The sequence below is a fragment of the Flavisolibacter nicotianae genome, from assembly GCF_003628535.1.
In the GTDB taxonomy this organism is placed as follows: Bacteria; Bacteroidota; Bacteroidia; order Chitinophagales; family Chitinophagaceae; genus Flavisolibacter; species Flavisolibacter nicotianae.
On record NZ_RBCI01000004.1, the window covers coordinates 592,441 to 617,786 of the forward strand.

24 protein-coding genes and 1 tRNA gene are annotated in these 25,346 nt (G+C 50.3%); 8 read left to right on the plus strand and 17 right to left on the minus strand.

All coding sequences use genetic code 11. The features are described 5' to 3' along the window. Positions 1–6: 6 nt before the first annotated feature. The 3 genes from D6024_RS14315 to D6024_RS14325 all read right to left on the minus strand — a co-directional run bounded on the left by D6024_RS14315 (position 7) and on the right by D6024_RS14325 (position 4,088). Complete coding sequence (locus D6024_RS14315; protein WP_121355295.1) at positions 7–834, minus strand: SAM hydrolase/SAM-dependent halogenase family protein; 828 nt, start codon at positions 832–834, stop codon at positions 7–9. 86 nt (positions 835–920) lie between these two features. Further along, positions 921–1,730 (minus strand): SDR family oxidoreductase, encoded by an 810-nt coding sequence (locus D6024_RS14320; protein ID WP_121355296.1) that lies wholly within the window; start codon positions 1,728–1,730, stop codon positions 921–923. Between the two features lie 162 nt (positions 1,731–1,892). Continuing rightward, positions 1,893–4,088: a penicillin acylase family protein gene (locus tag D6024_RS14325; RefSeq protein WP_121355387.1), complete on the minus strand. Its 2,196-nt coding sequence runs from the start codon at positions 4,086–4,088 to the stop codon at positions 1,893–1,895. A 373-nt stretch (positions 4,089–4,461) separates the two neighbouring features. Here D6024_RS14325 and D6024_RS26740 point away from each other — a divergent pair, with 373 nt between their 5' ends. Next, on the plus strand, positions 4,462–4,653 hold the full coding sequence (locus tag D6024_RS26740; protein ID WP_162944772.1) for a hypothetical protein: 192 nt from the start codon (positions 4,462–4,464) through the stop codon (positions 4,651–4,653). A gap of 220 nt (positions 4,654–4,873) precedes the next feature. On the opposite strand, the gene D6024_RS14330 is transcribed toward D6024_RS26740, so the two are convergent. From D6024_RS14330 to D6024_RS14355, 7 genes are all read right to left on the minus strand, one after another. After that, positions 4,874–4,947, minus strand: a tRNA-Arg gene (locus D6024_RS14330). Between the two features lie 78 nt (positions 4,948–5,025). Beyond that, positions 5,026–5,133 carry a hypothetical protein gene (locus D6024_RS27275; protein WP_240410040.1) on the minus strand — a complete coding sequence of 36 codons (108 nt, stop codon included), beginning with the start codon at positions 5,131–5,133 and terminating at the stop codon, positions 5,026–5,028. Between the two features lie 418 nt (positions 5,134–5,551). After that, positions 5,552–6,043 carry a hypothetical protein gene (locus D6024_RS14340; RefSeq protein WP_121355297.1) on the minus strand — a complete coding sequence of 164 codons (492 nt, stop codon included), beginning with the start codon at positions 6,041–6,043 and terminating at the stop codon, positions 5,552–5,554. 145 nt (positions 6,044–6,188) lie between these two features. Then, positions 6,189–8,117, minus strand: coding sequence for a glucosamine-6-phosphate deaminase (gene nagB / locus D6024_RS14345; protein ID WP_121355298.1), 1,929 nt, complete (start codon positions 8,115–8,117; stop codon positions 6,189–6,191). A 230-nt stretch (positions 8,118–8,347) separates the two neighbouring features. Next, positions 8,348–8,530 carry a hypothetical protein gene (locus D6024_RS26745; RefSeq protein ID WP_162944721.1) on the minus strand — a complete coding sequence of 61 codons (183 nt, stop codon included), beginning with the start codon at positions 8,528–8,530 and terminating at the stop codon, positions 8,348–8,350. Positions 8,531–8,588: 58 nt separating this feature from the next. Continuing rightward, complete coding sequence (locus tag D6024_RS14350; RefSeq protein ID WP_121355299.1) at positions 8,589–9,878, minus strand: flavin monoamine oxidase family protein; 1,290 nt, start codon at positions 9,876–9,878, stop codon at positions 8,589–8,591. A 95-nt stretch (positions 9,879–9,973) separates the two neighbouring features. Beyond that, positions 9,974–10,381: a DUF6249 domain-containing protein gene (locus D6024_RS14355; protein WP_205573283.1), complete on the minus strand. Its 408-nt coding sequence runs from the start codon at positions 10,379–10,381 to the stop codon at positions 9,974–9,976. A 425-nt stretch (positions 10,382–10,806) separates the two neighbouring features. Here D6024_RS14355 and D6024_RS14360 point away from each other — a divergent pair, with 425 nt between their 5' ends. From D6024_RS14360 to D6024_RS14385, 5 genes are all read left to right on the plus strand, one after another. Then, the gene (locus tag D6024_RS14360) at positions 10,807–11,388 is read left to right on the plus strand and encodes an RNA polymerase sigma factor (protein WP_121355300.1); all 582 of its coding nucleotides are present in this window, start codon (positions 10,807–10,809) and stop codon (positions 11,386–11,388) included. A gap of 18 nt (positions 11,389–11,406) precedes the next feature. Further along, the gene (locus D6024_RS14365; protein ID WP_121355301.1) at positions 11,407–11,940 is read left to right on the plus strand and encodes a hypothetical protein; all 534 of its coding nucleotides are present in this window, start codon (positions 11,407–11,409) and stop codon (positions 11,938–11,940) included. 313 nt (positions 11,941–12,253) lie between these two features. Beyond that, a complete protein-coding gene (locus D6024_RS14370) occupies positions 12,254–14,818 on the plus strand; it encodes a zinc-dependent metalloprotease (RefSeq protein WP_205573284.1) in 2,565 nt (854 codons plus the stop codon). A 137-nt stretch (positions 14,819–14,955) separates the two neighbouring features. Continuing rightward, the gene (locus D6024_RS14375; protein WP_121355302.1) at positions 14,956–15,978 is read left to right on the plus strand and encodes an SMP-30/gluconolactonase/LRE family protein; all 1,023 of its coding nucleotides are present in this window, start codon (positions 14,956–14,958) and stop codon (positions 15,976–15,978) included. A gap of 219 nt (positions 15,979–16,197) precedes the next feature. Further along, positions 16,198–16,434: a hypothetical protein gene (locus tag D6024_RS14385; RefSeq protein ID WP_121355304.1), complete on the plus strand. Its 237-nt coding sequence runs from the start codon at positions 16,198–16,200 to the stop codon at positions 16,432–16,434. 14 nt (positions 16,435–16,448) lie between these two features. Here D6024_RS14385 and D6024_RS14390 read toward each other — a convergent pair whose 3' ends face one another. From D6024_RS14390 to fucP, 7 genes are all read right to left on the minus strand, one after another. Continuing rightward, positions 16,449–17,225: a sulfite exporter TauE/SafE family protein gene (locus D6024_RS14390; RefSeq protein WP_205573285.1), complete on the minus strand. Its 777-nt coding sequence runs from the start codon at positions 17,223–17,225 to the stop codon at positions 16,449–16,451. A gap of 67 nt (positions 17,226–17,292) precedes the next feature. Continuing rightward, positions 17,293–18,954, minus strand: a complete 1,662-nt coding sequence (locus D6024_RS14395; RefSeq protein ID WP_121355305.1) for a glutamine--tRNA ligase/YqeY domain fusion protein — start codon at positions 18,952–18,954, stop codon at positions 17,293–17,295. 177 nt (positions 18,955–19,131) lie between these two features. Beyond that, on the minus strand, positions 19,132–20,058 hold the full coding sequence (locus tag D6024_RS14400; RefSeq protein ID WP_121355306.1) for an SdiA-regulated domain-containing protein: 927 nt from the start codon (positions 20,056–20,058) through the stop codon (positions 19,132–19,134). Between the two features lie 62 nt (positions 20,059–20,120). Beyond that, positions 20,121–20,900 carry an L-fucose dehydrogenase gene (locus D6024_RS14405; protein WP_121355307.1) on the minus strand — a complete coding sequence of 260 codons (780 nt, stop codon included), beginning with the start codon at positions 20,898–20,900 and terminating at the stop codon, positions 20,121–20,123. A 138-nt stretch (positions 20,901–21,038) separates the two neighbouring features. Next, positions 21,039–21,893, minus strand: a complete 855-nt coding sequence (locus D6024_RS14410) for a fumarylacetoacetate hydrolase family protein (RefSeq protein WP_121355308.1) — start codon at positions 21,891–21,893, stop codon at positions 21,039–21,041. A gap of 14 nt (positions 21,894–21,907) precedes the next feature. Next, a complete protein-coding gene (locus tag D6024_RS14415; protein WP_240410041.1) occupies positions 21,908–22,687 on the minus strand; it encodes an SDR family NAD(P)-dependent oxidoreductase in 780 nt (259 codons plus the stop codon). A gap of 24 nt (positions 22,688–22,711) precedes the next feature. Then, positions 22,712–23,998, minus strand: a complete 1,287-nt coding sequence (gene fucP, locus D6024_RS14420) for an L-fucose:H+ symporter permease (RefSeq protein ID WP_121355310.1) — start codon at positions 23,996–23,998, stop codon at positions 22,712–22,714. A 201-nt stretch (positions 23,999–24,199) separates the two neighbouring features. Between fucP and D6024_RS14425 the strand changes: the two genes are divergently transcribed. Both D6024_RS14425 and aat read left to right on the plus strand, forming a co-directional pair. Continuing rightward, complete coding sequence (locus D6024_RS14425) at positions 24,200–24,490, plus strand: ATP-dependent Clp protease adaptor ClpS (protein WP_121355311.1); 291 nt, start codon at positions 24,200–24,202, stop codon at positions 24,488–24,490. 79 nt (positions 24,491–24,569) lie between these two features. After that, the gene (aat, locus tag D6024_RS14430; protein WP_121355312.1) at positions 24,570–25,232 is read left to right on the plus strand and encodes a leucyl/phenylalanyl-tRNA--protein transferase; all 663 of its coding nucleotides are present in this window, start codon (positions 24,570–24,572) and stop codon (positions 25,230–25,232) included. Positions 25,233–25,346: the final 114 nt, after the last annotated feature.

Genomic DNA, 25,346 nt, shown 5'->3' on the forward strand with positions numbered 1-25,346 from the left:
GAAGGTTTATTCGAAATAAACTTTAACCGTCTGGTAGAAAAGCCTTGCCTGCATCACGTTGGGCATGCCGTTGCTGCTTTCGCTGTAGCCCTTGAGGCCAAACAAACCGGCCGCGTTGCCTTTGTTGATCGCAATTTCCATGTAGCCGGCGCTGTTGAAGATCACCAACTTTTCACCCTGCGGCACATCGGCATATGAACCGCTGATACGTTCGATGATCTCGTCGCGTTTGAACACGATCTTAAAACGCCGTCCCTTACGCTGCCGTTCAAACTGGTCTTTGGTAATATTGACGATCACGTTTTCGAAATTGTCGATAAAAATGATCTGTCCTTCCATCCAGTCTTCTCCCAGGGTAGGCCGCAACGGGTGTTTTTCGATAAACACGGGGTCGGGAATACCGATGTTTTGAATGGGCTCGCCATTGGTCAGTTGGGTAATGGCCTTGGCCGCCACATCAATGCAATACAGCGTATTCTTGATCGCAGATTTTTCCAGAGGCACACCCAGGATCATCTCCGGCTTTTCTTCGATGATCATACTCAGCAAACCATTGTCGGCGCAAATGATGTACTGGTCCTTGTAAAAAGCGAAAAGCAGTTGCTCCGGTTTTGACTCAAACAGGTTTACCAAAATGATGTGGTAGGTAAACTCCGGAAAGTTCTTGATGGCATTGCGACACACATAAGACGCCTGTGGATAATTAAATGGCGAAAGTTTGTGGGTGATGTCGATGATGTTAAATTCCGGGTTGATTCGCAATAAACGTCCCTTCGTTGCTCCAACGAGGTAATCCTGTTCGCCTATATCCGATGTAAGGGTAACCAGTGGCATGAAGAAACGTGAACTGTAAAAATCAAAAATTTGAATGAGATGGATGTAGCATGTGCATAAATAAAAAAACCTACGCTAGCTCACTGTTATTTCACCAGTTTTCCGTTCTTGAAAAAAAAATTGCGCACCAGCCGGTCAGCGAGTGAAGGAAAAAACTTGTTTAAAATCACCGTCCGCTTGCCATTGAACGTCAGCACAATAGTCCGCTTGTGTTTGCGAATGGCCTTGAGAATTTCAAGGGCACATTTTTCCGATGACATCAGGCTTTTTTCATCCAGCGGGCTTTCTCCCTGGGCCTCTCCATTCTCGTTGAGGGCCGCATTGCGGATATTGGAAGCCGTAAAGCCGGGGCAAACCCACATCACGTTGACGCCATCATCCAGCAGTTCGGTACGGAGTGCTTCAAGCCATCCCTGCAGGGCAAACTTCGACGCGGAGTAACCACTCCTGCCCGGCAGGCCACGATAACCGGCGATCGACGAAACACCGACGATCGTTCCTTTGCGGCTGATGATGCTATTCAAGGCATATTTGGTGCAGTAAACGGTGCCAAAAAAATTGATCTGCATGACTCTTTCGATGACGTCTGCGTTGGTGTCCTTCATCAAGCCGCGCATGGAAACACCGGCGTTGTTGATCAGCACATCGATGCCGCCGAACACTTTGAATGTGGACTCGATAAAATGGCGGCAGTCATTTTCCACGCTTACATCCGCGATCACGGCATGCAAGGGATAAGAAGGGTATTCGGATTGCAAACGATAGAGTTTGTCCTGGTTACGACCGCATGTGGCCACCTTTGCCCCTTCCACCAGCAGCTTTTCCACCAGGGCCTTGCCAATCCCTTCGGTGCCACCGGTCACCACGACAACTTTATCTTTAAAATACTCGGACATAATTGCTTATAATGGCCGCAAACCTACTCGAAAAAGCAGTGGGATAAAAGCCTTTGGCGACAAATAATTTTAAATCGGGGCCCGTTTCACAGGCAAAAAACGATTCGGCGGCGATTCGCCGTTTTGTCTTGCCAGCTTTTCAACAGAATCCATTTCCGCCGCTTATTCTCCGGGATGATAGGTGCGAACGGCGTCTTTCTGCACGTCTTCTTTGTAGAAAAGAATGTCTTTGAATTTTCCTTCGATATAGCCTTCCGCCTGGTCGGTAAAGTTGGGAGAAGAGGAATCAAAGGATTCGCCGCCGGTCATAATGGTCTTTGCTTTAAGCTTTTTACCAAATTCCACCGCGGCGATAAAGCTGTTGCCCGAAACGCCGTACCGCTTTTTCGTATCGAAACGGCGAGACACAAACGAAGGCATCGAACCCCAGGTGCCCGGCCCTAATCCCACGGGCAAACTTGGTTTATCGTCGGAAAACTGGTTGGTTGCGGAACGCTGGTAGCGGTTGATATCCCCCCAGGCCACCTGCCAGGTGCCATAAAGACGTTCCAGTTCGCGGATGGTTTCGGCAAGGGCTTCGAGTTTATCGGTCGCTGAAAGACGGTTGGCCATGTATTCAAAATTGCCGACCGCGTTGGTGGCCGCTTCGGGTGTCCTGGCAGGCGGCACCCTGTTTGCCAACCGGAAGGCCCATTCCACAGCGATGGTTGTCGCGACGGAAGAAGCGGCCGCGGACCTGTTCCATACCTGCAAAACATGCACGGGATTGGCCAGGAAAGTTTTGTTCTTGTCGGCGGCGGAAAGATTCGCATAGGCATCGAACAGAGGTGGAAGCAGATAATCGAACGCAGTCAGGTACGTGTTGTAGCCAAGCCGGATGACGTTGTCCAATGTCAGCTTGTTTGCTTTGCTGAGAAGGCGAACGGCATTCAGTGCCCGGCCATTCTGCCCTTCGGGTGCCATGTAGGTCGGGTAGTCCTGTTTCCTGGGACTGCTTTCGCCAGACGAGGTGAACGGCGTAGAGTTGCAGTTTTGGATCCACCCGCTTTTGGGATTGTACAGATGGATAATCTCGTCGAGGGTATGAAGTCCCTGCCATTCCGTTTCCGGCGTGGTGCCATCCACCGGCAACGACCAATCGTATTTCGGGTTGCGCCTCGGCATGAAGTTGCCGTGCCAGTAAGCAATATTGCCTTTGTTATCGGCAAACACGGTATTGTTGGAATTGTTGGAGCGCATTTCCATTACCTTTTTGAATTCGGCAAAGCCATTGGCTTTTGTGCGCAGCCAGGACTGCATCAATGCGGAAAGCGACCGGTTGTTCTCACGTAGCGAAATCCATTTCCCCTCCTGTCTTCCCATCACCGGTCCGTGGTGCGTAAAGTAGGCTAAAAACCGTTTTGAGCCTTCACTGCCGCTAGCGTTATGGTACCGAAGGACAATCTCTTTTTGTGTAACCGGCTTCCACCCTGCCTTGCTCTTCCAGCCGTCGAACCAGTACTGGAACCCGTTGCCGGTTTTTTCTACTTTTTCGAGGTATTGGTCCGCTACATCAGCATAACTCGAAGTATGCATCCAGCCACAGGATTCGTTGAAGCCCTGGTAAATAAAAAATTGCCCCCAGGTTACGGCACCGTATGCATTGAGACCTTCGTTGCTCACCAGGTGGGCTTCCGTACGAAAGTAAAAGGTGACATGCGGGTTGATATACAAAATTGCGTTGCCTGAAGCTGTTTTGGCCGGTGCGATCGCAAAGCCATTGGAGCCGGAGGTTTTGAAATTGTTGACCGAAAGTTCGGGCCGCACCAAAGATGTTGCGTCGTCTTTTCCTTCGTAAAAATGGCGAAGGTCCTGTACCGTGAGCCCGCCGGTCTGGGTTGGTGCAATGCTGCCGTCGGTGTACAGCAGCGGGAACCAGGGCTCGAACCGTTGCAGCACCAGCGGTTTGGTTTCGGGGTGTTTGTAGAGATAATAATTGATCCCGTCGGCAAAGGCATTCAGCAGCGATTTGAACCACTGAGGGCTGCGCTGGTAATCTTCCCGGGCCGCCGCCGTATCGTAAATGAGGCGCATTTGCAAATCCTCGTACAACCGCTTTTCCCCTTCCACTTCCGATAGACGCCCCATGATCTCCAGGTAATTTCTTTCGATCCGGGCAAAGTTCTGACTGCACTGTACGTACAGCAGGCCAAACACCGCATCGGCATCTTTTTGTCCGTAAATGTGCGGGATGCCCCAATGGTCTTCAACGATGGTTACGCGTTTGGCCTGTGCTTCCCAAGCCGAAATCTCGCCGGGCAGCGGCTTTTGTGCAAACGAAAAAACAGGCAACAAAAGAAAGAAAGCAATTTTTCTCATAGTGGAATAAGGGTGAAGATAAAAAAAGAAAACCCCGCCAGAAGCGGGGTTTGTAATTCGTTGCGGAATTTTATTTCTTAACCGTTTGCCGATTTCCTTTGGGTATAGGAACCAAAACCGGCTTGGGTTTTCTGATACCGAGCAACACCGAAAGAACATCTCTCCAATTCATAGAATATTTGTTTGTAATGATCGATTTTGTTTTGTCCAGTAATGATCCTGTAAATTAAGAAGGGAAACGTAGTTTCCGAACGAAAACATGATTTTTTTTATTAAAGATTTGGTAAGTCTCTGCTGAAAAACGCCGAATAAGGGTTCTCTCTTATTTTATTTACGGCAGCGGCCGTTTATTTTAGCATCAAATCCTCTATCGATGAAAACAATCACTACTCCTGCAGAACATCTTCTTCGCCGCCTCTTACAATCACAAAAATTGGGAAACGCCTACACTGTTTTACTCGAAAAAAATGATGGATACACCTCGCTTCTTGTGCAGTCAATGGATGGACAGAACCCGCTTTTTTTCCCGCTTGTTGAAAAAGTCGGATGCAAAACGAAAAATTAAAAAATTCTTTTTCGCCGTTTTATGGCCAGTGTCGCAGGCCTGGGCGTAATTGACACCTGTTTGCATGGCTGCCTTTTTGTGATGAATCTTTCAAAACGATTGAGAAAACAAATGTGATTTTCGATCAACAGACCGAAGCTGTGAGAAGGATAGATGAGGAGGAAAGATTTTGCAGATGCAGAAAAGAAAAAGGAGCTACGAAACCGTAACTCCTTCTCTGTGACCGCGTCAGGATTCAAACCTGAAACCTTCTGATCCGTAGTCAGATGCTCTATTCAGTTGAGCTACGCAGCCATTCCCGTTTGGGCCTGCAAATATAGGGAAATGGATTCGATCAAAAAGAAGAAAATCTTTTTCTTCCGGAATTTTTTTTCATCTTTTTAAGAAGTGATAAAAAGCGGCGGTAAGTGCACCAACAATGAACGGCCCCATAATCGGAATCCAGTCATAACCCCAGTCGCTGTTGCTCTCTTGTCGCAACGGTAAAAAAGCACGTGCGATACGCGGACCAAAGTCCCTTGCAGGATTGATAGCTTAACCGGTGGTTCCGCCAAGGGAAAGGCCGATTGCCCACACCAAAAAAGCCACCGGGATAGCACCCAGCGAACCCAGGCCGATCGGTGTTTTTTTGCTCACCCAGTTCGGCATTGATAAAATGAAAAATCACAAAAACCAGAACAAAGCTTCCGACGATTTCACTGGGCAAATTGAATATCCGTAATGGCAGCAACGTGCAAAAAATTGCCATTTCGGTTGCGGTATTATTAGTTGCTGCAGAATGATCGCGGTACACCCGCCAAACAATCACGGCACCCCATACAGAGGCATTTCCAGGTGTTTGGGTTCTTTCGGAAAAATAATTGATTGCGCAAGCGAAACGAAAAAAGAGAGGTGAACGTTAGTGCGAGGGTTTCAAAATTTGCAGGGCTGTTGAAACAGCTTTGCCATAGTCGCCCGGCAATGTTTTGGCATCGGCATTGGGAGCGCAGAGAGACTGGTATTCCAAGAGGGTTTTGCGTTTTTCAAACAAAGCGATCTTTTTGTTTTCTTCGAGGCCGGTGAGAAAGTCAATGATCACCGATTCGAACGGCGCCCAACTGCTGCAACGGATCGAATCGTAATTCACTTCACTCATTTTAAACTCGAACAGGCAGATCTCGCCTTTTGAATCTTTTCTGAAAAACGAATTGAAAAGCTTGAATTCGTCGTAATAAAAATCGATGGCGGAGGGATAAAAAAACTGGAAGCGTATTTTCGACGATGGCTGCGCAAGACACCATTGATCAAAATCGTCCTTGTTCAGGAGAAGAAGTTCCAGGAGTTCCTTCTGCGCCTTCGAGACCTGTAGCTCCAGGACCTTCGTTCGAAAGAGGTTTTTCAGGTTCAGCATGCGGCCGCTGTTTTGTCTTACTAAATTTAGAGTAAAGATTTTGATATACAATCAATAAGCAGCGGTTTTTCTTTACCCCTCCCAGCCGGCATTGGTCCGGCAGGAAAGGCCGGGCCGACCGCCGTTTCAGCAAAGCCGTCTTTCCTTAATAATGCCAGCGCACAAAAGCTTCCATTGCCGCATAGTGCGTGAGGCCCAATTGTGCATAAAGCGCTGCCGTTGCCGCATTGCGCTCTTCGGCACGCTGCCAGAACTCCCTTGCATCGCTTCCCTGGAACGGGACCATGTCTTTTTGCGACTGGTGAATAAAGATCCCATATCGCTTTTGCATGACCTGGTCGGGACTCATGGGCACAGCCATTTCAATCTCGTCGATATTCCATTCCTGCCAGGCACCTTTGTAGAGCCACAACCAGCAATCATCGACCCAGTCGTCCCCGTCTGCCTTGATCCGCCTGAGGGCCTCAAACACAATGTCGAGGCAAACCTTGTGCGTTCCGTGCGGATCGGCCAGGTCGCCGGCGGCATAGACCTGGTGTGGTTTTACCTCCCGCAACAGGTCGATCGTGAGCTGGATATCCGCTTCTCCCATCGGTGCTTTTTCGATCGTACCGGTTTCGTAAAAAGGAAGGTTGAGGAAATGAATGCCCTCTTCTTTGATCCCGACATAGCGGCACGTGGCTTTTGCCTCGCAGCGGCGGATCAGTCCCTTGACACCGCGAATGAACGGTGTGTCCACCTGGTTGCTTTTTTTCTGGGCAAGGTAGCTGCGCACGTCTTCAAAAATCTTTTCCGACTTATCGCTGTTGATGCCGGCAATCTCTTCGAAACCGACAGCAAAATCAAGAAAGCGGGTGACAAATTCGTCGGTGACGGCAATGTTGCCGGAGGTTTGATAGGCCACATGCACATCGTGTCCCTGGTCGTGCAGGCGCTGGAAGGTGCCGCCCATGCTGATGATGTCGTCGTCGGGATGGGGCGAAAAAATGACTACCCGTTTGGGATAGGGTTCAGACCGTTCGGGGTGGGCCGGGATAGTGGCATTGGGCTTTCCGCCTGGCCAGCCGGTGATGCTGTCCCGGAGCATATAGTAGACTCTCAGGTTGATCTCGTAGGCATCGCCTTCTTCTACCAGGAGATCGCCAAGACCAAATTCGTTGTAATCGTTGTTCGTTAAGGAAAGCACCGGCTTGCCGAGTTTCAGTGCCATGTTCACCACGGCTTTTTTGATCATCTTCGGTGTCCATGTAATTTCCCCAGTCAGCCAGGGCGATTTGTAGCGGGTGAGTTCGGACGCTGCGGCTTCATCAAGATAAAACGAGCAATCGCCATGGGTCTGCAACAGGCTGGCAGGAACGCTTTCGGTGACGTTTTGTTCAACCGCCTTTTGCACCACGGGGGCTTTTGCCGGTCCCCAGGCCAGGAGGATGATTTTTTTTGCTTTGAGAATGGTGCTGATCCCCATGGTCAGCGCCAGCCGCGGCACTTCGGAGATATTGGCAAATTCGTAGGCGTTTGCCAGGCGGGTCGAATTTTCCAGGTTGATGAGCCTTGTGCGGGAATGAATGCTCGAACCCGGCTCGTTGAAGCCGATGTGGCCGTTGTTGCCAATACCAAGGATCTGGAGGTCGATACCTCCGGCATCGTCAATTTGCTTTTCGTAAGCGGCACAATGCTCCTTCACGGATTCCTTGGGCAACTCGCCGTTCGGAATATGGATATTGGCCGGGTCGATGTCGATGTGCTGAAACAGGTTGCGGTGCATGTAGGTATTGTAACTCTGCCAGGCATCGCGGTCGATCGGGTAATATTCGTCGAGGTTGAACGTAATGACATTCTGAAAACTGAGACCTTCTTCGCGGTGCATCCGCACCAGTTCCGCATACAGCGATTTAGGCGTTGATCCCGTGGCAAGCCCTAGCACGCAGGGCTGGCTGGACTGCTGTTTTTGCCGTATCAATTTGGCAATTTCCTTTGCGGCCGCCTGCGATCCTTTCTCAAGCGTCGGGAAAATATGTACCGGGATTCGTTCAAAAGCATCAATGAGGCTGTTCTCGGAAGATGGGTTCAGCATGTTGGTCGGTCTGTTTGTTCACGATAAAGATAAAACTGAATGCTCTACACTCGAACACCAGGGGCTTGCTCCCCTATTCATCTGTTGGCAGCCACACCATTTTAATTGAAAGTAAAGCCGCTCCGACAGGGACTTGAAACGAACGGCCTGTCCGTAAATTTATTTCGCTGTCACGGTTGCGTTAGGCCAACAAAAAACCCCGCTTTTGCGGGGCTCCTGTTTTTCATAGCCTAATCATTTTTGACTTTTTTCCGGTCGTGCTTTACGTCTTTTTGATTATGCGTGATATCGTCTCCTTTGGTCTCCTGTTCTTCGTTTTTCCGACTGTCAAGGTCATCGCGGTTTTGGGGTACCGGGCGGTGACCTGCCATCTGTTTGTTCTGCATGTTTGATTGATCTCTACTGCTTTTCATAACCACAATTTTCTTACACCAACAGAAAAACCGTACCATTCTTCCTGCAACAGGCCGCTTATGCCGGAAATGAGGCGATCAGGAGCCGGGCCGTTTCCCTTCCGCTGACAAGGGCGCCTTCCACCGTGCCGATTTGCGGACCGGGATGCAAGCCTTCGCCGGCAAAAAATACGGTTTCCTCCACCGGTTGCTGAAGTGTTTTAATCAGGTCATGCCCATTCACCACTTCGTAAGCGTACGCACCACAGAAATGCGGATCGGCCGACCAGTTGTAAACCTCGATCCCCGTGCAATGTTTCGACAGGTAAGCGGGATCGAGCGAAAAGATCCTGGTGAGTGATTCCAGTGCTTTTCGTGTAATTTCTTCCTTGTCTAGAAGCTGCAGTTGTTCGGCCCTCGGACCACCCAGCCAGCCTACCAGCATAGCCTCTTTCTTTGGATGATGAGTCCACCAGGTGGGAATGGCTTCTGTTGAAAAAAGAAAATTCAGGTCGGAAAGGTCTTGGCCGCCGGTGATCGAACGCTCCTTCCAAAAAGACCGGTCGAATTGTACGACTATTTTAATCACATGTCCATACCCTAATTGCTGCACCGCTTTTTTAACCGCGGGCAAAGCGGGGAAAAACGTAATGCCCGCATTTTTTAAGACACCGATGGAGACCGTGATCAACACCCTGGCTGCTGCAAATGTTCCGGTTTCTGTGATGGCAACGGCTTTTCCTTTTTTCCATTGCAATTGCGTAACGGGACTCGAAAAAAAGAACTGCACCCCCCGATGCCGGCATTCGTTTTCAAGATAGGCCACCAGGCGATGATAGCTTCCCTCGACCCGGTACTGCTCTTCTTCGCCGCTGGTCAATTCCTCGCACAGGGCCCTTGTGCTGGCCTTTTCTGTGTCTGCGGCATAATAGCCTTCCACGTAATTTTTCAGGCTGAAGCGCAGGTCGCTGTAGTGCTCCCCCGCCAGGTCGTCGCGCAGAAACCGTGCAACGGGTTTGTCTTTTTCCAGGGATTGAAATTTTTTTTCCAACTCGTCTTCATCTTCTATAAAATCAGCCTGTTCCTGCAGCCGGCCGTCTTTGTGCTGCCAAACGCTCCCTTTTACGGGGACCGTTTTTATACGGGCTTTTTTAAAAAGTTCTTTTGTCACGGGAAGATCGCCGTGTACAAACTCGGCCCCCAGCTCCAGCCAGCGTCCATTTTTTTCCACCGAGTGGATGCGGCCGCCGGGCCTTGCCTTGGCTTCGAGAACGGCGACCTTACGGCCCGTGAGGGCGATTTCAAGCGCTGCCAGCAGGCCGGCCGCGCCGGCACCAATCACCAGTGCATCGAACGAAAGATTTTCCATATTCCATCTCTCCTACAATTTTCATCCCACCCAAGTCTGAAAATGAGAAAAGGGTTGCTTATGGCAACCCTGCATTTGGTTTGGTTGTTTCTTTCTCAGACTTCCTGGTTCCGGGTCACCGTGGTTTCCCGTGTGTGCTGGTAGTCCCGTTGATTTTGGTATTCGCGGGTGTTATCGTATTCCTTTTTTTCCATGGCGTAAGAGCCAACGAGTCCCAGGCCGCCGCCGATGGCAATCAGTGAAAAGTAGATGGCTTCGTTGTCATGACCGCCCATGTTTTTGGATATGATGAAAGCCAGGAGCAGTCCCAGGCCTGCGCCCAGGAAAAGCAATCCGGTTTTAAGACTGCGGAACGGAGCCGGCAGGTTGGCGTAACGTTTCGGGTTCATGCCTTTTTCAATCATGGCCATGTTTTCGCGGGTGCGGAGGTAAATGATACCGAAAATCATGGCAAAAGCGCCCAGGGGAACCAAGATCGGGATTAAAATTTCTGCGTTGTGCATAAAGTCAGTTTTATAAGTATGAAGGTTTTTGATTTTCCAGCCTTTTTCGATGGCTTCAAACAATCTGACGACATGTTTTGTATTCCGGTTACAGATCGTTCGAAAAATTTTCCAAAGAACTGGTTCTGAACATAGGACGACAGGTGTTTCGGCGAGGTTACAGGGAGGAGTTGGATATTAGGATATTGAGATATTGGGATATTAGATATAATGCTCAAAATGATGCAAGTTGACTGTTTTACAAAAAGACAGTCTTTTGTTTTTTAGAATATCGCCCGGAAAGGACAATTCTGAACTTGCCGCCAGTTTACCAAATATCCAATATCCAATATCAAATATCTAATTCTCAATATCCCGGTCTCCCAATATCTCAATACCTTCCCACCCTGTAACCAACACCAATTACCCGACGTCTTATCAGAGGAATGCATGCCAAAACACCCGATAATGAACTGATCCAGGATGTGCTGCAAGGCAACACGGCCGCTTATGCGGAGCTGGTGGAGCGTTACCGGTCCTTTGTCTTTACCATTGCGCTGCGCTACATCAACAGTCGTGAAGACGCAGAGGAAGTGTCGCAGGATATTTTCGTGAAGGCATTCCGGTCGCTGGCCGATTTCAAGGGCGCCTCCAAGTTCAGCACCTGGCTGTATACCATCACCACCACCACCTGTCTTTCGTTTTTGCGGAAGAAAAAACTGGCGGTGCAGTCGCTGGATAATGAACATGTGTTTGCCGTGGCAGAAAATGTAGACGGGGGGATGAGCGCCAACCAGGTCGAACAAAAAAGCCGGGTACAGATGGTGAACGAGGCCATCCGGATGCTGAGCCCCGAGGATTCGCAGGTGATCACCCTGTTTTACAAGGGCGAACAAACCCTCGAAGAAATTGCGCAGATCATAGGCAAAGAACCCAATGCGGTGAAGGTGCAGTTGCACAGGGCCCGCACACGACTAAAAGAAAAAATGACGAAACATTTTTCCGCTGAAGTAAGAGATATTTATTAACACGCAAAACCCGGATTTATGGACATCAATCCTTTGCATAACGGAATGGAACATAGCGACGACATGGAGCTGCGGCTTTGGGAATACATCGATGGCCTCAGCCAGGAACCTTCTGTGATTGAACGGCTGATTGCCGAAAACGCGGAGTGGAGGGCCAAATATGCCGAGTTGATGGAGGTGCATCAATTGGTGCAGTCCACCGCGCTGGAAGAGCCTTCACTGCGTTTTACCAAAAACGTAATGGAAGAAATTGCGAGACTGCAGATTGCGCCGGCAACCAAACAATACATCAATACAAAGATCATCTGGGGCATTGCCGCCTTTTTCCTGACTGTAATTGTAGGCTTTCTGGTTTATGGCTTTGCACAGGTCGACTGGTCGGCAGGCAACAGCAACGGTAACCCGATGGGCGTTGATTTCACGAGTGTGGATTACGGCAAAATGTTCAACAATACCTTCGTCAATCTTTTTATGATGGCTAATGTGATCCTTGGCCTGATGCTGCTCGATCGCTTCCTGAACATGAAGCGCAAAAAAATGCTGGAACGCTGATGATGGCCAGAGACGCCCAATCAGGACTTCTTTCTAAATCATCAAACAGGTCACCGCTAAACGATCTCCCGCAATGACAAGTGGCTGCAGCCGCTAAAATATTCTTTGCAGACAGCTGGTGGATGACAGCGAAACGACCAAAACTGTCACCTGCCTGCTGTCATCTGCCATTCATTCTCCATCGTCGTTTCCCGCCTCCGGAACCGTGTTAATTAAAGTTAAGTCTTTGCCCCGCTTGATTTTAACAAAACCGACTGTTGTAATTTCCGAGCTTTATTTTGAAACAAATTTTCCTAAAAACAAACAAACAGGCATGAACCGTCACTTCGCTGTTGCCATGGCAACAGGCTTTTTATTGACCAGTGCTGCAGGATTTGCCCAACAAACTCCGCCACCCACTACACCGCCCACTAATGGAACAGCCACTCCCGGTAATTTTCCCGGCCGGGCAGGCATGAACCAAAACACCGGCCCCAAGCCTTATGCGGATGTCATTACCGCAAAAGCCAAAACAGACAAAGGACTTTTTACCACGCACAAGGTGGACGACAAGTATTATTTTGAAATTCCCGATTCGCTGCTCGGAAGAGAAATCCTGGTGGTGAACCGGATTTCCAAGGCACCAACAGGGCCACGTGCCGGCTTTTTGGGCTATGCCGGAGACCAGATCGGTGAAAATGTGATCTCCTTCGAAAAAGGCCCCAACAACAAACTTTTCCTTCGCAGCAATTCGTTTGACGAAGCCGGCCGCGACTCGGCCGGGATGTACAATGCCGTGCGCAATTCCAACGTACAGCCCATTGTTGCTTCGTTCGACATTAAAGCCTTTGCCAAAGACTCCGTTACGAATGCAAAAGGAACCGTGATCGATGTAACCGACTACCTAATGGGAGACAACGACATCCTGTTTTTTGATGGCAGCATTAAACGGGCACTTGGCCTGACCGGTTTCCAACGCGAAACGTCTTACGTCAACGATGTTAACTCTTATCCAACCAACATCGAGATCAAAACGGTAAAGACTTATATGCGCACACCCACACCAGCCGGTGGCGGCATGACCATTTCGTTTGGTCCTGTTGCCGGTGGCGCACCGTCAACCTTTGAGCTGAACAGCTCCATGATCCTCCTGCCAAAAGAACCCATGAAGCCGCGGTATTTTGATCCGCGGGTTGGATTCTTTGCCACCTCTTACACCGACTTTGACGCCAATCCGCAGGGCATCGAAAAGATCCGGATGGTGACCCGCTGGCGCCTTGAGCCGAAGCCGGAGGATGTGGAAAAATACAAACGCGGCGAACTGGTAGAGCCGGCCCGGCAGATTGTGTATTACATCGACCCGGCGACGCCAAAAAAATGGGTTCCTTACCTGATCCAGGGTGTGAACGACTGGCAGAAGGCTTTTGAAAAAGCCGGCTTTAAAAATGCCATCGTTGCAAAGCTGGCACCAACCAACGACCCCTCCTGGAGCCTGGAAGATGCCCGCCACTCGGCAATTGTGTACAAGCCATCGGACGTGCCAAACGCCCAGGGACCGCACGTACACGATCCCCGCAGCGGCGAGATCCTCGAATCGCATATCAACTGGTTTCACAACGTGATGAGCCTTGTCCGCGACTGGTACATGATCCAGACCGCGGCCGTCGACCCCCGTGCCCGCCAGTTGCAATTCCCTGATTCGCTGATGGGTGAACTTATTCGCTTTGTGTCGTCGCACGAAGTGGGTCATACACTTGGGCTGCGTCACAACTTCGGATCTTCTTCTACCGTGCCGGTAGAAAACCTGCGCAACAAAGCCTGGGTGGAAGCCAATGGCCATACGCCGTCGATCATGGATTATGCCCGCTTTAACTACGTTGCCCAGCCCGAAGACAAGATCTCGGAAAAGGGACTGTTTCCCCGCATCGGCGACTACGATACCTGGGCGATCGAATGGGGTTACAAATGGATGCCGGACTACAAAACAGCACAGGATGAAGTGCCGGCCCTCAATAAGCTGACATCGGAAAAAATGAAGAACAAACGCCTGTGGTTTGGTACCGAAGTGGATCCCGATGATCCCCGTGCACAAAACGAAGACCTGGGCGACAACGCGATGAAGGCAAGCGCCTATGGCATCAAGAACCTCCAGCGCATCGTGGTGAAGCTGCCGGAGTGGACCAAGGAAGCCAACCGCGATTACACGAGCCTGAACCAGATCTACACGCAGTTGACCGGGCAGTTTACGCGTTATATGGGCCACGTGTCCAAAAACATCGGCGGTATTCAAACCACGCCGAAAATGCAGGAAGAAGGCGGCGTGGTCGTAGAGTTTACGTCGAAGGCCAGGCAGAAAGAAGCGATGCAGTTCCTGCAGACCCAGTTGTTTACCACGCCTACCTGGCTGGTACAACCGAAAATTGCCAACCTCACCGGCGCTAATGCCATGACAACGATTTTGGGAATCCAAAACAGTGTGCTGGGTCGCTTGCTGAGCAATAACACCTTCAACAAGATGTTCCGGGCAGAAGCCAGCGGTGAAAAAAATGTGTACACCGCTACGGAAATGGTAACCGATCTGCGCAAAGGAATCTGGAGCGAGCTGGCTTCACACAAAGCTATCGATATTTACCGCCGCAACCTGCAAAAAGCCTATGTTGAGCAATTGGTTGGCAACCTGAAATCTGACGGTCCGGCCATCACGATTTCGGCAGGCCGCGGTTTCGTCCTGCCCTCCGACTATAGCAAAACAACGGATGCGATCTCTATTGCAAAAGCGCAGTTGCGCATTCTGCAAAGCGAGATCCGTGCTGCGCTGCCTGCCTATAAAGACGGCGCCAGCCGTGCCCATTTGCTGGATGTGAACGACCGGATCGCACAGGTGCTGGATCCGAAATAAAACCTCATTTTTTCAAAAAAAGCTCCCTGCAACAGGGAGCTTTTTTTGTTGGCTGCAAGGCCTGCACCCATGTTTACAGAAAAACAAAATCGTTCCTGAACAAACCCGTAAATTCAAAACGTTTTCAACACACAACCATGAATAGGAACCGTATTTTCTTTTCCGCCCTGCTGCTTTTGTTGCCTGGCCTTCAAAAGGCACTGGCGCAACAACCGTCTGCCTCCGATATCATCGCTCCCAACGCCACCGTAAAGGAAATCTTTACCGCCGGTGTCGATTTTCTGGAAGGCGCTGCCATGTCGCCTGATGGCCTTCTGTATTTTTCCGACTTTCCCAACTCAGGTGGCGCACCATTCTTTGCCGGCATCATCTGGACGCTGAACCCGGCCACCAAGGAATACAAAATCTTTCGGTCACCCAGCGGCATGTCAAACGGGTTGAAGTTCGACGCCAACGGCGACCTGTTGGCCTGCGAAGGTGCCAATTACGGCGGCCGCGGGATTACCCGGACGACCATGAAAACCGGCAGAAGCGCCCCGGTTGCAAGTCTTTACCGCGGCAGGCGATTTAACTCCCCGAATGATTTGACCATCGACCGCCAGGGAAGAATCTATTTTACGGATCCGCGCTACTTAGGACCGGAAACAATGGAACAAAACGGAATGGGTGTGTACCGGGTCGACACCACCGGAGAAGTGCACCTGGTAGCGGCCAATGTGGCAAAGCCCAATGGGATCGTGTTTTCTCCCGATCAAAAAATCCTGTACGTGGCCGATTGCGACTGGCCTGGAAGCGGCAACAGCGGTGGTGATTTTGAAGAAACAACCGTTCGGCCAACGATGGAAGGCGCTGTTTATGCCTTCGACGTTCGCCAGGACGGCTCGCTGAAACTTCGCTCAAAGCTGATCGACTTTGGATCTGCCGCCGGCCCCGATGGAATGACCGTTGATGCCGACGGGAATCTCTACATCGCCCTGGGTAACCGCGTTGCCGTGTACTCTCCGCAGGGAAAATTGATCACCGAAATCAAATCGCCGCGGGCCACCAACCTGTGTTTTGGCACCGGCGCCTTTCGCAAAACACTTTTCATCGTTGGCGGGAAATCGGTGTACATGATCGAAACAAAACAAGAAGGAGCGCAACCCGCCTGGAAAAAATAATTTCTTTCGGGCAGCCCTGCCTCTCCTGCTCAGTCAAAAACGGGGTGCCTGCTATTCCGGGGTGAAAACGAATCGGCGGACCTATTCAGGTAAACGTCGCTGCCTTTTCCGCCGCCAAAAAGACCACGAGTTGGTACGCAGGTGAAAGGAATATTACCGCCGAAAACGGGTACTGCTGGCACAATTCTTTTTCGTAACTTCTGCCAAACCAACGCAGGCATGAAAAAAGAATATCCACTTCATTTTAAGCTGGAAGACGGCACCCATGTTGTCGTCAATCACACTCCCGACCACATCTATGACTTCACCCTCAAAACCGGCGACGGAAAGGAAAGTCATTTCAGTTACCGGGACGACGAAACCTTCACGGAAGAAATGGAAGAAAAACTCGATTTCGACCAGCTCAATGCCCTTCGCCGCTTTTGGCTGGAACAGGAAAAGAAAGAATTGTCCTAACCCCAACCGGAAGGTTACTTTTTTACAAACACATCCCAGCAAAACCGGATCAGGATTCCCACGATGATGACCAGGAAAAAGATCCGGATGAACCGGTTTCCCCTGGCGATGGCAAGCTTTGCTCCCGTAAAGCCACCCAGTGCGTTGGCGGCTGCCATTGGCAAGGCAATCAGCCAGATGATTTTCCCTTTGATGAGAAACAGCGTGACAGAGCCCAAATTGGTAGCAAGGTTGACCATCTTGGCATGCGCCGATGCATGCAGGAAATCGAAATGAAGGAGGGCAATAAAAGCCAGGATAAAGAAACTGCCGGCGCCCGGCCCGATAAAGCCGTCGTAAAAACCAATCAGCAGGCTGATAATTACCCCCATGGCCAGTTGCCGGTTGAAAGAAAGATCATGCGACTCGCTCTGGCCAAAGTCTTTTTTTGTGTACGTGTACACGGCAACGATGGTGAGAACAACCAGGATCACGGGCTTCATAAAGCCATTGCTCACCTGCGTCAGTAAAAGTGAACCGCTGTACGAAGCCAAAAAAGCAAGCACGCAAACGATGGTCAGCAACCACCAGTCAATGCTTACTTTTTTGACGTATTGCCAAGCGGCGAAAACCGTTCCGCTAAACGAGGGAATTTTTAACGAGCCGATGACCGATGCCACGGGAAAATGGGGAAGAATCACCAGTGCAGCCGGCAATTGAATCAGGCCGCCGCCACCCACGATCGCATCCACAAATCCTGCACAAAAAGCAGCCGCACACAACAAAAACAGGTCCATCCATTCAACAGCCATCAACGTTCATTTAGGACACCATAAATCCATTATTTTACAATCCAAATATCTCCATACCCAATATCCGTCACCCCTTCTTCTGTTCTTTGGCCCATGCATCTTTTAAGGTCACAGTACGGTTAAATACGAGGCGGCTATACGTGTCTTTGTTGTCGAGTGTAAAATAACCCTTACGAAGAAACTGGTACCGTTCGTTCAGGCGGGCATTTTTAAGGGAAGGCTCGGCATAAGCTGCGCTAAGGGTCTGTAAAGATTCGGTATTGACGTAATCCTTGAAATCACCTTCCTCGTTCGACGGATCCTCCACCTTGAACAAACGATCATAAAGACGCACTTCCGCTGTAATGGCATTGGTCACTTCGACCCAGTGCAAAGTGCCTTTCACGTTGATTCCCGACGTGTCGCTCCCGCTTTTGCTTTCGGGTATGTAGGTGCAATGCAGTTCGGTGATATTGCCGTTTTCGTCTTTCACAGCTTCATCGCAGCGAATGATGTACGCATGCTTCAGGCGCACCATGCCACCCGGAAAGAGGCGGAAAAATTTCTTGGGTGGATTTTCCATGAAGTCCTCCCGCTCGATATACAACTCCCTGCCAAAGGGAATTTCGCGGCTGCCGCTGTTCTCATCTTCAGGGTTCTCCTCGCCTTCCAGCATTTCGACCGCGCCTGTATAATTCGTAAGCACCACCTTCAGCGGATCGAAGACCACCATACGGCGAAGGGCTACTTTGTTCAGGTGTTCGCGAACGCAAAATTCCAGCAGGCCCACGTCCACGAGGTTGTCGCGTTTGGCCACACCAATGCGTTCGCAAAAATCCCTGATCGCTTCCGGCGTGTACCCGCGACGGCGCATGCCGCTGATTGTCGGCATGCGCGGATCGTCCCAACTTTCCACGTACCCATCCTGTACCAGTTGCAGCAGCTTTCGCTTGCTCATCACGGTGTAGGACAGGTTGCGTCGTGCAAATTCGTATTGATGCGAGGGGAACGATTCAATGTTTTCCAGCAACCAGTCGTAAAGCTCCCTGTGCGGAATGAACTCCATGGTGCAAAGCGAGTGAGTCACTTCTTCAATCGAGTCGCTTGGCGGGTGCGCCATGTCGTACATGGGATAGATACACCACTGGTCGCCGGTGCGGTGGTGGTGCGCATGCTTGATGCGGTAGAGCACCGGGTCACGCATGATCATGTTGTGCGAAGCCATGTCTACTTTTGCCCGCAGCACCCGGGCTCCATCGGGGTATTTGCCGGCACGCATTTCTTCAAACAGGCGAAGGTTTTCCTCAATGCTTCGGCCCCGGAACGGACTGTCCTTTCCCGGTTCCGTAGGGGTACCCTTCATCGCGGCAATTTCTTCGGACGTGGAATCGTCCACGTAGGCCAGTCCTTTTTTAATCAGCCTGACGGCAAATTCATACAGCTGCTCAAAATAATCCGACGCAAAATGTTCGTTCTTCCACTCATAACCAAGCCATTTCACGTCTTCCTTGATGCTCTCTACATATTCGGTTTCCTCGGTAGCCGGGTTGGTATCATCAAACCGAAGGTTGGTATAACCGCCGTATTTTTTGGCAACGCCAAAATTCAGCCAGATGGACGTGGCGTGCCCGATGTGCAGGTAGCCATTCGGTTCCGGCGGGAAACGGGTTACAATCGATTTGTATTTGCCTTCTTTTAAGTCGTTCTCAATGATCTCCTCGATAAAATTGTGGCTCTTTTCTTCACTCATGGCGATTTTTTAAGCGGGACAAAGATAATTGCTATCCGCTTCGGTAAAGCGGATCGCATTCACCTGTTGCCATCAACAGGTGAAAAAGGAAGCTTGCGCCCAAACTGAAGTGAAAAGCCGGATAAGACGGCAGGCTGCAGATGTCTTCGAAAAAAATTTGAAACAGGACGAAAAAATCTACTTTGACTTCACGGCGTCAAAACGGAAAATCTTTGCCGGCACACCACGTTTTCCTTCCGTGCTGATATAAAGTGATCCGTCGGGGGCAAAACAAATTCCTTCGGGCTGCAGCATTTGCTCACGGTCGATCCATTGAAAGCCTTTGAGCTTTCCGTCCTGCGAATAGGTGGCAAGGCCTTTTGTGTCTTTGGTTGACAAAATATAGATATCGCCGGTGACTGGGTGCACGGCTACCCCCGAAGGGTGGAAGTTGGTCTTTGCCCCAGCCAGTTTTTCCAGCTCTTTTTTCTCGATCAGCAAAAACGGCTCACCGGCCATTTTGCCTGTTGCAGGATCAAGTTGGTAAATAGCCCTTGTTGATTTTTTTTCATCTTCATCGCCCGACGCCTGCTTGCAGGCGACCAGGATTTTTTTCGTTGCCGGATCGTAACAAATACCTTCCGTGTTGTTGGCTTTGTTCAGACCCGTTTCCCAGTTGCTGACTTTGGGAGTTCCCTGCCAGTCGTCGATTTTGTAGATCGTGCCATGGCTCCATAACGCATAGGCGGTATTCCCTACAAACGTAATGTCCTCGATGTCGAATTTGTCCAGCTTCGGCGGTGCAAACGGAATTGTCTTTTCGATCACGCCTACTTTGTCGAGGCGAACGACATAGAGGTTGGGGTGCAGATCTTCGATCACCAAAAGATGCTTATCATCGATCCAGGCGTTGCCTGAAATTTCAATCAATTCGCTGGGCAGATCCCAGGTTGCCGACGGCTTTTGCAAATTGTATTGGAACATTTCTTTACTGGCGGATAAATCTCTCGCCGGCGCTTCTGGCGCCGTTGCGGAAACGGCCTTCACCACATGGTCTGTCGAGGTACCACAGTTGGCAGACAAAAGCGAAACACAAGCGACTAAAGAAAGAAAGGGTGAACGCATAGGAAAGTTTTAAGTTTAAAAAAACCTGTTCCTGAAATTAAGAACAAAAACCGTCCCGCAACTCACAAGGCACGATCAAGGTGCACATAACCGCCATCGACGTGGATCAATTGCCCCGTTGTATGCGAGGAACGTTCGGAAAGAAGAAAGGCGACGGCATTGGCAATTTCTTCCGCAGTTGTCATCCTGTTCCCCAGCGGTATTTTGGCCGTGATGTCCCGGAGCTTTTCTTCAGGGTTCGGAAGGGTTTGAATCCAGCGTTGGTAAAGCGGTGTGTAACATTCTGCCACGATCACCGCATTTACCCTTATGCCGTGCGGCAACAATTCAACAGCCCACTCCCTTGTCAGGGCATTGCGTCCGCCATTGGCAGCAGCGTAAGCAGAGGTGTTTCCCTGCCCTGTTTCGGCAGTCTTGGAGCCAATATTGACGATGGCACCTTTCGACCGGATGAGGTGTGGCAACGCATGGTGGGCCAGCAGGTAATAATGAACAAGATTTCTGTGAAGGCTTTCTATAAAAGCTGTGTAGTTCCCTTTTTCCAGGCCGACACCATCATTGACACCGGCGTTATTGACAAGTCCATCGATGCGTCCATGTTTTTGAACAATCTCACTGATCGCTTTTTCGCATTCTGCCGGTACGGTCAGTTCGGCCACCACCGAATCGCCATGGAAGCCTTGTGCTTTTAATTCTGTCAACAACGCTTTGTTGTCAGCATCACTCCGGCCGATGATCACCGGCAGGGCTCCTTCCACTGCCAGTACCCGTACAATCCCTTCGCCTATACCTTTGGCGCCACCACTAACGACTATGACTTTGTTTTGCAATCCTAAATTCATGCAGATAAGTTGTAAAAATGAACAGCGTTGCTGCTAAAAGCTGTTCCTGGCCGGCAGAAAATTCCTGCGCAGAACCGCCATGTACCATGATAGCCACCTGTCTTGCTTCGACCTGTAGTGCTACGAAGCTAGTGAGCATCAATGCGCATAAGCCACTACGTTTTGCGTAGTGCTTCCCAAACCATCTATACCCAATTCTACCACGTCGCCCGGTTTTAGGTACACGGTAGGATTCATACCCAATCCAACGCCAGCCGGCGTGCCGGTGGAAATCACATCTCCCGGCAACAGGGTCATGAAGCGGCTGACATACGAAATCAAAAACGGAATTTTAAAAATGAGGTTCGCTGTGGTCCCGTCCTGCATGGTCTGGCCGTTGAGTTTCAGCCAGAGCCGCAAATCATCCACGTCCGAAATTTCATCTTTTGTTACCAGGTAGGGGCCCATGGGAGCAAAGCTGTCGCAGCCCTTGCCTTTGTCCCAGGTACCGCCGCGTTCCAGTTGGTATTCGCGTTCCGATACATCGTTGTGCAGGCAATAGCCGGCTACAAAATCCATTGCCTCCTCTTCGCTCACATAACTGGCTTTTTTGCCCATTACCACGGCCAGTTCCACTTCCCAGTCGGTCTTTACGGAACCTTTTGGAATCACAATGGGATCGGACGGACCGACAAGCGACGTGGTGGCTTTTAGAAAAATCACGGGTTCTGCCGGTGGCGTGGCGCCGGTTTCTTTTGCATGGTCGGCATAATTCAATCCAATGCAGACTATCTTCGATGGACGCTGAAACGGCACTGCCAGCTTAATGTTTGAATCCAACTTTTGCAGGCTGTCCCGTTTTTCTGCAACAAAGGCTTCCAACCGACTGAGCCCGCCGGTTTCAAAAAATGCCTCGTTGTAATCTTCTCCAAAAGAACGCAGGTCGAAAAACTGTTCATCCAAAAAAATACCGGGCTTCTCTGTCCCGTTTTCACGAAAGCGAATCAATTTCATGTCTATTGTATTTGTTAGCTGTTTAAATGAATAACCCCCCCGTCGATCGGGTAATCCATGCCGGTGATGAACGATGCTTCGTCGGACGAAAGGTAGAGAATCAGCGCCGCCACTTCATCCGGGCTTGCCATTCGGCCGATGGGTTGTGAATGCGATAGTTTCCGGAACATTTCCTCTTCGCGGCCGGGATAGTTCTTATGCAAAAAGCCATCGACAAAAGGCGTATGCACCCTGGCGGGAGAAATGGAGTTGCAGCGAATATCGGCGCCAATGTAATCTTTGGCTACGGACAGGGTCATTGCATGGACGGCACCTTTGGTCATAGAATAGGCAAAACGGTCGGCCAGGCCAACATGATTGGCAATCGACGCCAGGTTAATGATCACACCTGATCCTTGTTTCTTCATGCACCGCAAAGCGGCCTGCATACAGAGGAAAACCCCCTTCACATTGACCGAAAAAAGCCGCTCGAAATCCGCAGCGGTTGTGTTTTCGAGATTGCCAATGTGCGAAATGCCGGCACTGTTGACCAGGATATCGAGCCGGTCGATGCTGGCAAACGCGGCCGCCACGCTTTCTTCGTTGGTCACATCGCAAACAACGGGACGGGCCTTTCCCCCACCAGATTTTATTTCTTCTGCTGTTGCTGCAGCCGCAGCCTGATTTACATCCACTACAAGCACCTCGGCGCCCTGCCTGGCCAGCACAAGGGCCGTTGCTTTTCCAATTCCGCTGGCGGCACCGGTAACGGCCGCCGTTTTTTCATCAAACCGAAACATTGCTTTTTGCTCCAAGAGTCTTTTGTTTAGGTATTATGGTTAAATAATTTGTTCGCTTCTGAGCACATCTTCCACACCTGGTGATTCGGCCGCTCGCAATGATCGATGACCTTTCCAGCCAAAGAAAAGCACCACGCCAAAGCAAACCAATGGCACCACGTAACCGTTTTGGATATTGCCGGTCCGGTCTGCAATGAGCCCCAGTACCGGTGGCAGCAAAGCGCCGCCAACGATGGACATGATGATAAGACTGGCGCCGATCTTGGTGTCTTTACCCAGGTCTTTTATGCCGAGGGCAAAAATGGTTGGAAACATGATGGACATAAAAAAAGCAACCCCGACTAATGCATACACGGTGACCATCCCTTCCGCAAAAATGGCAACAGTCGTCAGCAGCAGGTTAATGGTTGCATACAGCGACAACAGGCGGGCCGGCGGTACAAAGCGCATCAGGAAAGTGCCGAAAAAGCGTCCGGTCATAAAAGCAAGCCCGTACCCCAGTCCGAGATAAACAGCGGCCGTTTTTTCGCTGATGGCCGCGGCCTTCGTGGTCAACAATATAAAAAAGCTCGACACACAGACCTGCGCCCCCACATAAAAAAACTGCGCAACCACGGCCCACGCCAGGTGGCGATGCCGTAAGGCACGAAGCAGGCCGCCTTTTTCGGTTTTTTCTTCCTTTATATCCGGTAGTTTGGTAAAAGTAAAAAACAGGGCTACCAACAAAATGATGGAACCCAACACGACATATGGAAGTTTCACGCTGGCCGCTTCCGATTGGAGATAGGCAGACCGCGCTGTGGCAGACAGTTGCTCCAGTTCTGCCGGCGAATGGCTTTGACGGGACAGGATCAGGCGACCGCCAACGAGTGGTGCTATGGTGACAGCCAGCCCGTTGAATGACTGCGCAAGATTCAGCCGCCTGGTAGCCGTACTTTCCGGGCCAAGGATCGTCACATAAGGATTGGCCGCAGTTTCCAGCATGGTCAGTCCCGATGCAATGATGAAAAGGGCCGCAAGGAAAAAGCTGTATTCCCGCGTATTGGCCGCCGGAACAAAAAGGAAAGAACCGAGTGCAAACAGCAAAAGACCCAGGATAATCCCGGATTTATACCCGTATTTCTGCATGATGTAACCGGCCGGCAGCGCCATCACGAAGTAGGCGACAAAAACGGCCGAATCGACCAGGGACGATTGCAGCGTAGACAGTTGAAATGCCTTTCGCAAATGCGGGATCAGGATCGGGTCGAGGTTGTGTACAAAACCCCATAAAAAAAACAGGGAAGTAATGAGGATAAAAGGAAAGGACACCGTCCGTTTAATCATGTAGCAAAAGGTCTATGGTTTGTATTGATAGCTTTTTTTCGCAGCTGTTTTCAGCAGCCGGAAACGCCCTCACAAAATAGGGCATTCCTTTTAAAAATGATGCACCCGTACTGTGCAAACGGTTGACCAACGGAGAACCAGAATCTTCCTGTCGAAATCCTGCCGGCATTTTTTCGAACCTTTTTTATCTTTGCCCGATAAATGAAACCTGCGACAGACATAGAAATTCTTGTGGACGAGGACGTTTTGACAAAGACGATCGATCCCTACCAGCTTATCGTCTGGAACGACGATGTGAATACGTTTGAATGGGTTATCGAAACGCTGGTTGAAATTTGCGGCCACACCTACGAACAGGCCGAACAGTGTGCTTACATCATCCACTTCAACGGCAAATACGCAGTGAAAGAAGGTGCCTACGAAGACCTGCGGCCAAAATGTGATGCCATCCTCGAACGCGGCATCAATGCAACAGTAGAAGTCACCGCCTAAAAAACTAAAAAGTCAAATTTCAAAACCCACTGTTGAAAGGCCAGGTATTGGTTTTTATTTTTGAATTTGGAATTGCGCTATGCCGGTTGTTTGTTTTTCTGAAAACCAGTTTTATTTTCCTTCTCTCTCCCGCGCCAACGAAGACGGCTTGCTGCTGATCGGCGGCAAGGTAACACCCGAACGAGTGCTGGAGGCTTACCCGAAAGGCATTTTTCCCTGGTACGGCGAGGACAATGTCCCAATGTGGTGGAGTCCCGATCCGCGGTTTGTGCTTTTTCCCCCGGAGATGCACGTCAGCCGGAGCATGCAAAAACTGGCCAGGAAAGAAACCTTCACGTTTACGGTCAACCAGGCTTTCAAAGACGTCATTGCTGCCTGTGCGTCGATGCCGCGGGAAGGCCAGCACGGCACATGGATCACACCCGAAATGAAGGACGTATACACGACACTCCACCGCCGCGGATTTGCGCACAGCGCAGAGGCCTGGCTCGATGGCGAACTGGTGGGAGGCATTTACGGCCTTCGTATCGGGAATGTTTTCTTTGGAGAAAGTATGTTCAGCAAGGTGTCCAATGCGTCTAAATTTGCCTTCATCCGCTATGTACAGGAACTGGAGCAAACCGGCGTGCAACTGGTCGATTGCCAGGTCTACACATCGCATGTCGAAACCCTCGGTGCACGGCTAATTCCCCGCGTCTATTTTGTACACCTGCTCCGGCAAATGTGTTTTCCTGCACAGTAAACTGCCAGCAAACAATTAAATCCGGGCATTAAAAAGAAACTGAACATGAATGCATTCAGATTTACCGATGCCCAATCCTAGTAATTCATATCCACTACATATGAACCCATTCTC

Coding starts and splice junctions, on each gene's coding strand:
- D6024_RS14390 (WP_205573285.1), bottom strand. CDS start 17,225: ATGGCTGTTGAATGGATGGACCTGTTTTTGTTGTGTGCGGCTGCTTTT.
- D6024_RS14400 (WP_121355306.1), bottom strand. CDS start 20,058: ATGCGTTCACCCTTTCTTTCTTTAGTCGCTTGTGTTTCGCTTTTGTCT.
- D6024_RS14365 (WP_121355301.1), top strand. CDS start 11,407: ATGGACATCAATCCTTTGCATAACGGAATGGAACATAGCGACGACATG.
- D6024_RS14340 (WP_121355297.1), bottom strand. CDS start 6,043: ATGCTGAACCTGAAAAACCTCTTTCGAACGAAGGTCCTGGAGCTACAG.
- D6024_RS14315 (WP_121355295.1), bottom strand. CDS start 834: ATGCCACTGGTTACCCTTACATCGGATATAGGCGAACAGGATTACCTC.
- D6024_RS14370 (WP_205573284.1), top strand. CDS start 12,254: ATGAACCGTCACTTCGCTGTTGCCATGGCAACAGGCTTTTTATTGACC.
- D6024_RS14410 (WP_121355308.1), bottom strand. CDS start 21,893: ATGAAATTGATTCGCTTTCGTGAAAACGGGACAGAGAAGCCCGGTATT.
- aat (WP_121355312.1), top strand. CDS start 24,570: ATGCCGGTTGTTTGTTTTTCTGAAAACCAGTTTTATTTTCCTTCTCTC.
- fucP (WP_121355310.1), bottom strand. CDS start 23,998: ATGATTAAACGGACGGTGTCCTTTCCTTTTATCCTCATTACTTCCCTG.
- D6024_RS14405 (WP_121355307.1), bottom strand. CDS start 20,900: ATGAATTTAGGATTGCAAAACAAAGTCATAGTCGTTAGTGGTGGCGCC.
- D6024_RS14320 (WP_121355296.1), bottom strand. CDS start 1,730: ATGTCCGAGTATTTTAAAGATAAAGTTGTCGTGGTGACCGGTGGCACC.
- D6024_RS14425 (WP_121355311.1), top strand. CDS start 24,200: ATGAAACCTGCGACAGACATAGAAATTCTTGTGGACGAGGACGTTTTG.
- D6024_RS14385 (WP_121355304.1), top strand. CDS start 16,198: ATGAAAAAAGAATATCCACTTCATTTTAAGCTGGAAGACGGCACCCAT.
- D6024_RS14395 (WP_121355305.1), bottom strand. CDS start 18,954: ATGAGTGAAGAAAAGAGCCACAATTTTATCGAGGAGATCATTGAGAAC.
- D6024_RS26745 (WP_162944721.1), bottom strand. CDS start 8,530: ATGAAAAGCAGTAGAGATCAATCAAACATGCAGAACAAACAGATGGCA.
- nagB (WP_121355298.1), bottom strand. CDS start 8,117: ATGCTGAACCCATCTTCCGAGAACAGCCTCATTGATGCTTTTGAACGA.
- D6024_RS14325 (WP_121355387.1), bottom strand. CDS start 4,088: ATGAGAAAAATTGCTTTCTTTCTTTTGTTGCCTGTTTTTTCGTTTGCA.
- D6024_RS14350 (WP_121355299.1), bottom strand. CDS start 9,878: ATGGAAAATCTTTCGTTCGATGCACTGGTGATTGGTGCCGGCGCGGCC.
- D6024_RS14355 (WP_205573283.1), bottom strand. CDS start 10,381: ATGCACAACGCAGAAATTTTAATCCCGATCTTGGTTCCCCTGGGCGCT.
- D6024_RS14360 (WP_121355300.1), top strand. CDS start 10,807: ATGCATGCCAAAACACCCGATAATGAACTGATCCAGGATGTGCTGCAA.
- D6024_RS14375 (WP_121355302.1), top strand. CDS start 14,956: ATGAATAGGAACCGTATTTTCTTTTCCGCCCTGCTGCTTTTGTTGCCT.
- D6024_RS26740 (WP_162944772.1), top strand. CDS start 4,462: ATGAAAACAATCACTACTCCTGCAGAACATCTTCTTCGCCGCCTCTTA.